The 12,297-nt window shown below is 58.7% G+C and carries 8 protein-coding genes; 7 read left to right on the top strand and 1 reads right to left on the bottom strand.

Annotated elements, in window-relative coordinates:
• The first annotated feature begins 49 nt into the window (after nt 1-49).
• From G542_RS18960 to G542_RS0106815, 3 genes are all read left to right on the top strand, one after another.
• Nucleotides 50-373 carry a hypothetical protein gene (locus G542_RS18960; protein ID WP_211218794.1) on the top strand — a complete coding sequence of 108 codons (324 nt, stop codon included), beginning with the start codon at nt 50-52 and terminating at the stop codon, nt 371-373.
• A complete protein-coding gene (locus G542_RS17945; protein ID WP_211218795.1) occupies nt 313-1,116 on the top strand; it encodes a substrate-binding domain-containing protein in 804 nt (267 codons plus the stop codon). The genes G542_RS18960 and G542_RS17945 overlap by 61 nt, the downstream gene beginning before the upstream one ends.
• A 105-nt stretch (nt 1,117-1,221) precedes the next feature.
• Nucleotides 1,222-1,875, top strand: coding sequence for a response regulator transcription factor (locus tag G542_RS0106815; protein ID WP_211218796.1), 654 nt, complete (start codon nt 1,222-1,224; stop codon nt 1,873-1,875).
• On the opposite strand, the gene G542_RS16210 is transcribed toward G542_RS0106815, so the two are convergent.
• Nucleotides 1,842-3,881 carry a sensor histidine kinase gene (locus G542_RS16210; RefSeq protein WP_081666776.1) on the bottom strand — a complete coding sequence of 680 codons (2,040 nt, stop codon included), beginning with the start codon at nt 3,879-3,881 and terminating at the stop codon, nt 1,842-1,844. The two genes, G542_RS0106815 and G542_RS16210, sit on opposite strands and share 34 nt — an antisense overlap.
• A 450-nt stretch (nt 3,882-4,331) precedes the next feature.
• Between G542_RS16210 and G542_RS17950 the strand changes: the two genes are divergently transcribed.
• Genes G542_RS17950 through G542_RS0106845 form a run of 4 tightly spaced genes read left to right on the top strand, consistent with a single transcriptional unit; the run spans nt 4,332 to nt 11,789 of the window.
• Entirely contained in the window at nt 4,332-5,120 is a 789-nt protein-coding gene (locus G542_RS17950; RefSeq protein ID WP_162142341.1) for an ESPR domain-containing protein, read from the top strand.
• A 36-nt stretch (nt 5,121-5,156) separates the two neighbouring features.
• Entirely contained in the window at nt 5,157-6,035 is an 879-nt protein-coding gene (locus G542_RS0106835; RefSeq protein WP_155826623.1) for a hypothetical protein, read from the top strand.
• A gap of 6 nt (nt 6,036-6,041) precedes the next feature.
• Nucleotides 6,042-8,741: a beta strand repeat-containing protein gene (locus G542_RS19490; RefSeq protein ID WP_027823736.1), complete on the top strand. Its 2,700-nt coding sequence runs from the start codon at nt 6,042-6,044 to the stop codon at nt 8,739-8,741.
• Between the two features lie 54 nt (nt 8,742-8,795).
• Nucleotides 8,796-11,789 carry an autotransporter-associated beta strand repeat-containing protein gene (locus G542_RS0106845; protein WP_027823737.1) on the top strand — a complete coding sequence of 998 codons (2,994 nt, stop codon included), beginning with the start codon at nt 8,796-8,798 and terminating at the stop codon, nt 11,787-11,789.
• The last annotated feature ends 508 nt before the right edge of the window (nt 11,790-12,297 follow it).

Raw genomic sequence — 12,297 nt, forward strand, 5'->3', positions numbered from 1 at the left:
TGCTGTATGAGCCAGAAATGGTTTCCAACACATCTTTAGTGGTCCAGAAATGAAACGCTCAAGTCTTGCTCGTGTTTTTGTTTGTTGGCTGATGTCTGTATTTTTGTGGGGATGTTCTGAAAATACTGCAAAAGAAAAAGTAGGTATTTCATTCGGCGTTGGAGAAGCTAAGCGTTGGCCGTATGAAATGGAAATGATGAAGGGCCATGCGAAAGAACTGGGGCTGGAGGTTGATGCGCGGTTAAACAAGAATGAAAAAGAAAAATCGCAAAAGAGTGATTGTGAAGATTTGGAGCTTCTGTTCTGGTTGTTGTGCCAAGAAATACTGACGATGCATCAGGTATTCTGGATCTGGCACATTCCCGGAACGTGAAAGTAATCATGTATGCCCGACCAGTCCCGATGGGAGGGTTTGATTTCTTTGTTGGTTATGATACGTACAAGATCGGAAAATCTCTGGGGGATTTTGCTGCTGAACGGATATTAAGAGGTAATGTTGCAATGTTGAAAGGGGATGAAGGAGATATTAATACCATGCCTCTTTCTAATGGAGTAAATGACTCCATCAGGCCATATGTCGAAAGTGGAAATATTAATGTTGTTGCAGATGAGTATGTTGATGGATGGTCTCCGGTTCAGGCAAAAAATTTGATGACTAAAATACTCAAGCAAAGTGACGGTAAAATTGATGGTGTGCTGGCTCATAATGATGTCTTGGCAGAAGCTGCCATAGAGGCGATCAAGGATTACGGTATCAAAAACAAAGTAATGGTTGTTGGCATGGATGCCGAGTTGCCTGCCTTGAAGAGACTGGTTCGTGGTGAGCAGGATGCAACTGTTTACATGGATTCGAAAGTTCTGGCTGCCAGCGCCATGGATGTGGCATATGTGATGGTTAAAAACAAGCCGTTTACAGTCAACGGACGTTTTGAAACCCGCTCAGGAGAGCAAATAGATGCTTATTTTATCAATGGCCAGATTGTGACAAAAGAAAACCTGCATAGACTGATCGTTGATACCGGAGTGTATAGGGAGGAAGATCTTCAGTGGTTTTTGAGTAAGTCAGGCAATGAGATTGCAGTAGTTTGTTCATTGCCCAAACAGTCCAAAAGTTGACAATAGTAGTCATATGCCGGTGACGCATATCGTCATGGTGGCTCCTTCGGTATGATCGCCCATCTCATGGTCAAGAAGTGATACCCCCTGAAAATGACGGATCCTTTGCTGCTGCTGGAAGATGAGCTGGAGCTGCAGGATGAGCTGTCATGCTTTCTGCTCGCCCGGGGCTGGAATGTACTAGCTGCATCGACCATTGCCGAAGCCATGAGCCTGATTGATCGTGTACAGATGGCTATTTGTGATGTCATGTTGCCGGACGGATCGGGTTTTGATTTTGTTTCCAGCCTGCGTGAACACTCCGCCCGGTGCGGTATCGTCATGCTGACTGCCCGTAGCGGCACGCATGATATTGTCACTGGCCTGCATGGCGGGGCGGACCATTACCTGGTCAAGCCGGTCAATCTTTTGCAGCTGGACGCCACATTACATGCACTGGCGCGCAGGGCGCTCCGTCATTGCTGGGTTCTTGAAAAGGCGGCCCTTGCATTGCGTTCGCCAGATGGCGTGATACTGGAGCTTTCAACCGGTGAATGGCAGTTGCTGTCCGTTTTGGCCGCAGCCAGGGGAAATGCGGTCAGCCGCAAAGACATTGTGCAGGCACAAGGCCATGAGTGGCTGGAGTTTGACCAGCGACGGCTCGACACCCAGGTCAGCCGGTTGCGTCAGCGCTGGAGACTCGTTGCCGGTCATGAACTACCGCTGAAAACCGCCCATCGTTCAGGTTATGTACTGACTGTTGCAGTGGAACTGGCCTGATGCTGCAAGACAGGCAGCCTGAGGGTAGCCTGGCAGCCTCCCTGCAACCGTGTTTCCATGTCGAGCGTACCGCCTTGCCAGAGAAGCATCTGGCGTGCAAGAGCCAGCCCCTGTCCTGTGCCGGCATGACCATCGGCATTTTTCCCGCGAAAGCCGTAATCAAAAACATGCGGCAGCTCGTCAGGAGGAATGCCTGGTCCGTTGTCGATGACTTCGAGTACCAGTATCTTGCCTTCCATGCGTCCGGTCAGTATCACCTCGCACCCCGGGGGGCTGTACTTGACTGCATTGTCCGCCAGGGTGCGCAAGGCAAGAGTGGTCAGGGCCGGATCACACCAGCATGTATCGGGCAGCTGGGCTCCGTCGACACGGACTAGATGATCGTCCGACACGATGCGGGCAGAGCGTGCTGCATCTTCAAGCAGTGCGCGCGGTGAACAGGCCGAAGGCTCGAACCGGCTGCGCTGGAGGTCAAAGCGGGGTTCGCTCAGCGCATCCTGAAGCAACAGGGTCAGCCGCTGGCTGGCATTCAGTATCTTTTGATAGCGGCGGCGTGTTTGTGCATCAGCAGTGCTGGTCATATCGGTGCCCAGCACCAGATTCTGGGCCGCGCTGTCAATGACCGACAGCGGGGTGCGCAATTCGTGCGATACCGTGGCCAGAAACTGCTGCTGCTGCTGCTGGGCCCGGCGTTCGAGCAGCAGGGCCGATTCGACCTGTTCCATGGCGCTTTTCAGCGTCTGGGTCCGCTCGGCCACTTCACGCTCCAGCCTGGTTTCGGCTTCCAGTGCCACCCGCAAGGCTTCGGCCTGTGCAGCTTCTTTTTCAGCCCGCAGATCGGTATAGCGCCAGGTAATGGCAGAGTTCATGACGAGATAGAACGACATCATGCCGAGATAATGGGCATTGTCGGCCAGCAGGCCAGGCTCGATCAGTCCGAGGTTGCGGGCCAGCCGCATGCTGGAGCCAGCCAGCAGTACTGTCATCATGAAGGCGAGCGTGCGTGCCAGACGGTTTCCCGCGGCCATGAGTCCCAGAGAGACCGCAAGCAGGGCAATATTGACTGCCAATGCCCAGAAGAAATACAGCGGGCGCAGCCAGGGAACATTGCTGAAAATCAGCCAGGGCGCCGAGGCGACGGCCACCAGAACGGCAAAGACGCTGGCCGATCGGGCAAGCGCAGACCAGCGACCGTCATAAAGACCGAGGTACTGGCAGGCAAATATCAGCCCCAGTGGAGTCAGCCCGAACCAGCTGAGGACATACAGCGCCTCGACCAGTATCGGATACCCGGAAAACAGGTATTGATAGGCATGGCCCTCGGCGCACATCGTACAGACAAGGTTGGTGAATACGCAGGCGCTGAACAGGGCATAAGCCCGGTTGCGGGTCCGCCACCAGAACCAGCTGCTGGTGGCCAGCAATACGAGATGGATGGCATAGAACACGCCGAACATCAGCTGTTCGCGTGCAAGTCGGGAGACAAATCCGGAAGGGGTGTGCAATACCAAAGGAAAACTCAATGTACTGGTACCGCGCAGTCTGAGGTAGACCGTAACAGGCTGCCCATCTTCCCGGCTGATCCGGAATACCGGATGTCGGTAATCCAGTGGCCGAAGCGTAAAAGGCAGCCGGTCTCCTGCCTGCTGGATTGTCCATTCGCCTCCGCGCTGGCGCTGGAACAGGGCTGCGTCATCCAGTACCGCCGAACGTAACTCCAGCCAGGCGTAATCGGGCGGACCCGCCGGGGCCGGAATATCCAGGCGCAGCCAGGTCGTACCCTGCCGGTAACCCAGGGCCGGCATGCCGTGCCCCGGACTGAAATGTCGACCGGGCAGGGTTTCGATGGTTAGCGCATTTTCGGGGTCGCTCGCAACAGCCCACGTAAAAGGTATTCCGGATGCTGATGCGTGTACTGGCTGCATCAGGCAGAAAAAGGACAGTAACGACAGCATCCATGCAAAAAACATGGACATGGGGCGTGACAGGCAAAAAAAAGGCGTCATGTAAGGTTTGGTAAGTTCTGCGGTCGATTCCGGTTGTTACGATGATGTCATTTATGGCTTTGTTTTGCACTAGAAGGCAGGTCATGAAGCAACCAAGCCATCTTCCATTCGCAAGGACACATCACATGACCAAAATCTGTCGAAAGAAATGACTGGTCCGCTGTCCTGGTTGCGTTGCATCGCCAGCGGATTTTTCTCTGTCAGACATCAACGCAGTCTTCCTTGTTTTTACATAATCCAAATTGCCATGATTGTTGTGAGGATCCAATAAACCCTGATAACGGATTTGCCTCATTGTTTTTGATGGCCCAATGGGTCGTCGTCTTTTTTACCTGATTTTTTAAAGCTTCAGCCTGAGAAATGCATGACACAAGACGTTTTTTGTCATCGGTTGGCAGGGAGATTCTTTTGTCCATGAAATTGACTGGCTGATTTTAACTGGAGTTTATTGTGCGTCGATCTTCATTGAATCACGTGTTTCGGGTTGTGTGGAATGCCACCATTGGCTGCTGGGTGGCTGTTTCCGAATTGACAAAGGCAAAGGGCAAGGCCAGTCGTTCAAAATCAGTGTTGGGTGTTTCTGCCGGATTGATGTTTTTATCAAGCGCCATGGCATATGCCACAGCTCCGGTTGCCATAGATCTGGACATGTATTTCAATGGGCAGGGAATTACGGTTCTTTCCGGAGGAGGGGGAACTGGCTGCATGATCGGAGTCGGTATTGCAGGCTGTAATGCTGCCCCGAAAACCGACAAGGTTACCTACACCGATTTCCATACACAGGGCGGAGACGGCAGTGGAGGTGGAGCTGGTTTGGGTGGTGTATTTTTTGTCAATGCTGGTGCGGCACTTAATTTGAGTAATGTGCAATTCACAGGCAATGTTGTTGAAGGCGGAAATGGAGGTGGTACTCCTGATGTCCGTCTGCAAAGTGCAAATATTGCCTTGGTTCAGCGCCAAGCCAATGTTGTTGCGTTCTCTGCATTCAATGTTGTTCCGGTTATTGGAGGCGATGGAAAATCCATCAGCACGATCGATATTGGCAGCAATACCACTCCGCTTAAAGTAGGGCAGCAGGTTTCTCTGGATGGAACAACCGGAACAGCCCGGATCAGCGCCATTAATGGCTCCATTGTTACGCTTGATTCTGCGCTGACTCTTGGCAATACATCAGTCAAGACATTGACCGGATCCATGTCAGTCAGTGCCAGCTCGTCGACTTCCGTCATTACCGGCTAGGCCCTGACCGATCTGGGGCAGGGAGGGCGGATCGAGATGGGGGCCGTGGTTCAAGGGGCGGGCATTCCATACGGAACGGTGGTCACGGATGTCCAGCGGGACAGCAGCAACAACATTACGTCGGTTGTTTTGAGCAAGGCAGTGACCGGCACCATTTCTCCTGCCAGCCTGACTTTTGTCAGTACGCCAAAACTCAATGCGTCCCAGTTTGTTGTTGGGTCCGGCAATACCATCCAGTTGTCTGCGGCTTCACTTGGCTTGTCGGTCGGCATGACCCTGACCGGGACCGGTATTGCCTCCGGTACCGTGGTAACGGCCATTAATGGTGACCAGGTCACCCTTAGCAAACCGTTGCCCCAGAATGTCTTGGGTTTTTCCAGTGTTGCCCAGATCGGTCAAGCAGGCGGCAATACCATTCTGCTGGCCTCGCCGGATGCCCGGATCCAGATTGGCAGTACGATCAGTGGCGACGGCATTCCCGCCGGTACCACCATCCAGAACTACAATCCGGCAACCGGCCTGATCACTCTGAGCAATACCCTGACTGCCGATATGCAGGACAAGGCCAGCATTGTGACGTCGGCCATACAGTCCCAGTCCGGCAGCAGCATCACGCTGGCTTCTGTCAGCGGCCTCCAGGTCGGCATGACCGTAACGGGCAGCGGCATTCCGGATGGCGCCAAAATCGTTGCGATCAATGGTAACCAGGTGACCTTCGATCAGGCCCTGACCGGTACCGTGCAGGGGTTTGTTGCCAACTCACCGCTCAACGTCGGTGGCTCGCTGAACGGGCTGAAACCAGCTGGCATACCGGGCACCAATGGCAAGAACGGCAACGATGCCAATTCGGTATTGCCCTATCTCACCGACGGCGAAGGCTTGGCGGGTTTCAGTGGCCAGGATGCCAATAACTAGGGGCACATGACCCCGGTCAACGCCGCTGGCGGGCGTGGCGGCAACGGGGGCGACGGCAGTCGTGGCGTACCGTTCAACTATCAGCTGATCAAGGATACGGCACAAGCCGGCATTGATCTGGCTGATGCGGTGACTGAAGCTTCTGCGGCATTTTCCAATGCACCGTTTCCCTCGTTTGCAAGCGGTGCCGCACTGGTTGCCAAATCGGTTGTTGCCGGCGTCGAACTGGCCACCCAGATTGCCAACTCTGCCGAATGGGTCAAAGGCCTGAATGACGGTACCCGCGCCCGGGGCGGTGGTGATGGTGGCAAGGGGGCCGAATTCTTCGGTGGCGGCAATGGCGGCGGTGGCGGCAATGGCGGTGATGGCGGCCTGTCCTTTACCGAAGGTGGTACGGGGGGCGCCGGTGGTGATGGCGGCAAAGGAGGCTTCGGCGCCGGTGGCGGATCCGGCGGAGCCGGTGGCAAAGGGGGATCGACCGGTTACGCCAAGAATGGCGATGCAGGTTCCGGTGGTGATGGTGGTTTTGGCGCCGGGGCTGGCAGCAGTGGCGACAACACCGGCGGTGGTGGCGGATCGGGCTATGGCGGCGCCATCTTCGTGCGTGCCGGCGGCAGCCTGACCATCTCCGGCAATGCCCTGTTCCGTGACAACACCGCACTGGCAGGCTCCAGTAACAACAACGGGGCGGCCGGCGATGCCTCCGGAGCCGACATTTTCGTCATGAAAGGCGGCAGCGTGACCCTGAGCCCGGGGGCTGGCAACACGATCCGCATAGAAGGCGGCATCGCCGACGATAGCGCCGCCAGTATCGGCAGCGCCTCTTATGCATCCGGAAGGGGAGCCGACGTGCAGATTGCCGGTGGCGGGCTGGTGCAGTTTGCCGGTACGAATACCTATACCGGCAAGACCATGATTTCCGGTGCCACGCTGGAAGCCACGCTGGGAGAAGGCATCCATGACGACAGCAGCATCGTCTTTAACGGCATCGGCAGCATCAGCGGCGGCATCAGCCCTCATTTCAACGCCGGTGTCCTGTTGCTGTCGGAAAACGTGACGCGGAAAGCCGGCTCCGTTGTTCCTGGGCAAATTTCTTGGAATGGTGCCGGTGGTTTTGCCGCTGGCACGACCGATGGCATCCAGCTGAACTTTGGCCGGACCTCCAACTCGCCCAACAGCGGGCAAACCCTGGTATGGGGCAGCAGCTACCTGAGTTCGAATTCCACCCTGGTATTCGGCTCCGAATACGGACTGGGTTCGGTGGAGTGGATGAACGCCATCAACCTCAACGGCCAGACCGGCAATGTGGTCGTGTTCGACAGCCAGCAGGAAGTCAACGGCCAGCCCGTCAACGACGTGGCCTACATGCGCGGCAATATCTACGGTGGCGCCTTGAATATTGGTGCTGCCGGCTACAGCGGCACCCTGTATCTGACCGGGCAGAACAGCCTGACCGGCATTACCGTCAACCAGGGCAGTGTCCTGACCGGCGACGGCAATACCACCGGCCGCCTGTTTGATCCTGCTGCTGCCGGCCCGGTCACGGTCGGCAATGGCGGCAGCCTGCTGCTGGCAGGAGCCGAAAGCCTCGGCAGTGTCAGCGTTGCCAGTGGCGGCAGTCTGGGTACGGCGGCCGGCGCAAAAATCAGCGCAGCCGATGTCAGCAACAGCGGCACCCTGCTGCTGGGGGATGATGCCAGCCTGTCCAGCCTGACCAACCAGGGTAATGCCTTGCTGGCCAACATGGGCAAGGTCAGTGTGACCGGTGCCATCGTCAATGCCCATGCCGGCAGGTGGCAGCAAGGTTTCATGACCGTTGCCGGCAACGGCATCGTTGCCAGTGACAATGCCGACATTACCGCCGCGACGGTGGAGAACGACGGTGACTGGGTTGTCGTCGGCACGCAGCAGGTGCACACCGGCCAGCTGACCGGCGCCGGTCAGTTCGAACTGACGAACCTGAATGTCAACGGGACAACCAGGCAGGCTGCGCTCACGCTTGACCAGACCGGGGATTCAACCTTTGCCGGCCGGTTCACCGGCACGGGAAGCCTGACCAAAACAGGTGCCGGCGCCCTGACGCTGACCGGTGCCAATACCGCAACCGGCGGGCTGACCGTCAACGCCGGTACGGTTGATACCACTGGTGGCGGCACGCTGGCCGATACCGGTGCCATCACCATCCAGTCCGGTGCCACCTTCATTGCCGGTACGGCCGATACCGTCGGGGTTGTCAGCAACGCCGGCAGCTATCAGGTCAATGCCGTACAGACCGTCGCTTCGCTGGACAACATGGTTACCGGCACCACCAGCCTGAATGCCGATCTGGTGGCCTCCGGCCCGGTCCGCAACAACGGCATCATCATGGTATCCGGCAGCCGCCAGATCACCACACAGGGCCTGACCGGCAGCAGTACCGGCCGGATCATGCTGACGAATGCAACCGATGCACTGACCCTGAACCAGATCAATGGCACCGGCCCGGTAACCAAGACCGGTAACGGCGTCCTGCACCTGACGGATGCCAATGGCTTTGGCGGTGGCTTGCAGGTCAATGCCGGCACCATTGACACCACAGGGGGCGGTACGCTGTCCGACAGCGGCACCATTACCATCCAGTCCGGTGCCGGTTTCATTGCCGGAACAGCCGACACCACGGGCGCAGTCACCAATAACGGCATTTATCAGGTCAATGCCGTCCAGTAGGTTGCCTCGCTGCACAACACCGCTACCGGTACCAGTACCCTACAAGATGCCCTGTTGAGTGCCGGCAGCGTGCACAACGATGCGGGAGGCACGATCAACCAACAAGCCGACATCCTTGCTGCCGGCCTGGTCGATAACGAAGGCCTCATCGAAGTGACCGGTAACCACGCCACCTCGAGCGGGGGCTATACCGGCGCCGGCACGACCGACCTGAACGCCGGCGCCCTGCTGACGGTCTGGCAGAATGCCGGTTCCGTCTACAGTGGCCGCTTTACCGGCGCCGGTGCGCTGGCCAAGGGCGGCTCCGGCACCCTGACGCTGACCGGTGCCAATACTGCAACCGGCGGGCTGACCGTCAGCGCCGGCACGGTTGATACCACTGGTGGCGGTACGCTGGCTGATACCGGCGCCATCACCATCCGCTCCGGTGCCACCTTCATTGCCGGTACGACCGATACCGTGGGGGCTGTCAGCAATGCCGGCAACTATCTGGTCAACACCGCGCAGACTGTCGCCTCCCTTGGCAACGCCGGCAGCGGCACCACCCGCCTCAATGCCGACCTGACCGCTACCGGTCCGGTGGGCAACGACGGCCGCATTGTCGTGTCCGGTGCCCGCCAGATCACCATGACCGGCCTGACCGGGGGCAGCAGCGGCCAGATCACGCTGGCCAATGCAAGTGATGCACTGGCATTGAAGCAGAGCGGCAATTCCACTTATTCCGGCCAGCTCAGCGGAGCCGGATCAGTGACCAAATCCGGTGACGGAACGCTGACCCTGAACAAGCCGGGCGGCTTTGACGTGACCAGCCTGATCATCGACCAAGGGACCGTGGCACTGGACGGTGCATACATTCTGGCCGAACGGGTTGGCGTAACCGTCAACAGCACGCAGGACCATACCGGCACCCTGAGCCTGCTCAATGGCGACCAACGCATCACCAACCTGTCCGGTGCCGGCAATGTTGCGCTGGGCAGCAACCGGCTGACGGTCCTGGGTGACAGCTCGTTTACCGGCCATGTCAGCGGCACCGGTGTGCTGGATATCCATCAGGGCTCGTTCCAGGTCAACGACTCGCTGACTTCCACGGATCCGAACAGCATTTTCAATGTCGGCTCCCAGCCGAATGCCGGCGGTCCGGCCAGCAATCCGTCGGTGACGGTCAACAGCAATTCCACCTTGGCCTTCCCGCGGGTTGACCTTCAGCCCGGCTCGACGCTGGTGGTGCAGAACAGCGCTGCCGTGCAGTCCGCCAACATCAACCTGAACAGTGCATCCCTGCTGGAAGTCACCGGCGGCGGTAACGTCAACACCGGCAACGCCGGTGCCCTGACCATGACGGGCAGCACTGCCCGCCTTCTGGTACACGGTGGCGCCAACGTGCAAACCGGCACGCTGGACGTGACGGGTACCAGTGGCAACCGGCTGGATATCGTCGGCAATCTGCAGACCGGCACCCTGAACATCCATACTTCGGCCAGCAACCGGGCCGATGCAGCCGTCCTGCACCTTGGCGATGTCACCCAGGGGCTGGCCGGTACGGTATCGGCCTCCGGAACCACGGTGTCGGGCGGGCTGGTGTCCGGCGTCGGCCGGATCAACGGCAACGTGACAATGGGCCAGAATTCGTGGCTGGCTCCGGGCAACTCGCCCGGGCAGATAACGGTCGGCAATCTGGCCCTGCAAACCGGTTCGACAACCGAAATGCAGGTGGCACCGCATCCGGCCGGTGCCCGGGTGGCCGGCAGTGACTACGACCAGGTCGTGGTAAATGGCAACATGTCCATTACCGGCAACGCTGTCCTGCAATTGCAGCCTTACAACGGCGGCACGGTGGCGGCCGGTGAGGCCATCCAGCTGTTTGCCGTGCAGCCCGGCAAGGTCAGCGGCCAGTTCGGCAGCGTGCAGAACAGCGGACTGGGCAATGTGGTGTACAGCCTCGGGAGCGGCAGTGTGGTCGGACTGGGCGCGGGTGGCTACGGCGGTTTCCTGGCCAGCGTTGCACGCACTGAAAACCAGAACCGGATCCTGTCGGACCTGATGGTCAGCGACGCTGGTGGTGTGCAGCAGTTCTACGGCGGCAAGCTGGTGGAACGTCTGGCGGCGGCTTATGCCGTTGGCGCAGACACGGGAGCCGTATTCGCCCGCTTCTCGCCGGAGGTCTACGCATCGTTGATGGATCAGGTCAAGACATCGCTCCTGTATTCAGCCCCCGGCATTGCCGACGACCTGCAACGGACCCCGGTGGGTCTGAGTGCCAGCTACTTCAGCCGTGAGCTGAAAACCGGCAGCCAGTCGGGACAGGCATCGTACGATGTGCGCGCTTCCGGGGTCCGGCTGGGGTACGGTGACATTGCCGCTGGCGATATCGCCTGGCGCGGCAACCTGATGCTGGAGCATGGCAAGGTCGGCGGAGACTATTTCAACAGCAGTGGTGACGGTTACAGCGGTAGCGTGCAGCTGGCCAAACCGCTGGCCAGTGTCAGCGGTCTGTATCTGACCGGCCGGCTGGGTTATGGCGAGCAGCGCAACGATGTCACCCGCCAGACCAACGATGGTCCGGCCCACGTCAAGGGACTGGGCTCCCGTGCCTGGCTGGCCGGGGTGGGGCTGGCGCATGTCGGCAAGGCAGGCAGTCTCCGGTTGCAGTCGGCTGTTGAAGTGGTGGGGTATTCGGCCGAGGTGGACGGCTTCAGCGAGTCGAACAGCCAGTCGGTCGCCGATGCCTTGTCGGTCAAGCGTCAAAGCCAGTCAGGTGGTGCACTGGTGTTGTCCGTCGGGCTGAGCGGAGCCGCAACCGAGCAGCTTGAGCTGTCGCTGGGTGGACAACTGGTGAGTTACCAGAAGCGTGGCTATGACGTTACGGCCAGTCTCAATACCGAAAACACGCCGTTTACCGTGCATGCCAAGGGTCTGAGTGCCACGCAGTTCAACCTGAATGCCGGCGCGCTGTACCGCATCACGCCGGTCGACAGCCTGGGCGCCAGTGTCCAGGGCTTCAACGATGGCGGTTATCAGGCAAACGTGACCTACAACCACAGCTTCTGATTTGTCTGTTCGGGAAAGCGTGTCCCGGAGTTTCGCAGCCCGTCCACTCTGGCGGGCTGTGTTTTTTTGTCCGCAGCCGGGTGACGGCCTGCCCGGCAGCAGGGGGCATCATGCATCGTGGTCAGCCCATGCGGGCCATGGCATGTCTGGCAAAAAGCCTGGCAGACAGCTTCCGTCCACGCTCATGCGGCACCCGGATGCCGGTGCGATGCCGGACAAGCGGAGTATTTTCCAGACACACGACCAGCATTGATGGCGTCGGGTACCCGGCTGCTGCTGCGATGGCTGCCTTGCCGCGGCAGGAGGCACCATCCGGTGGACGGACCAGGTGCCGGCAGACCAGGCAACCGCGAGGCCTCAAGGCAGGAGCAGCATCTGCCTGGCCGGGCATCCTCCGGAAGACGAAAACGTTCGTCGAGGCAATGTTTGCGTTACCACGCATCTCGCGGCACACTCGCCCGCGTTTTTCCGCGCGAGGGGCGCGGCAGCCTTGACCCGTCGGCTTGCA

The sequence above is a fragment of the Laribacter hongkongensis DSM 14985 genome, assembly GCF_000423285.1.
In the GTDB taxonomy this organism is placed as follows: Bacteria; Pseudomonadota; Gammaproteobacteria; order Burkholderiales; family Aquaspirillaceae; genus Laribacter; species Laribacter hongkongensis.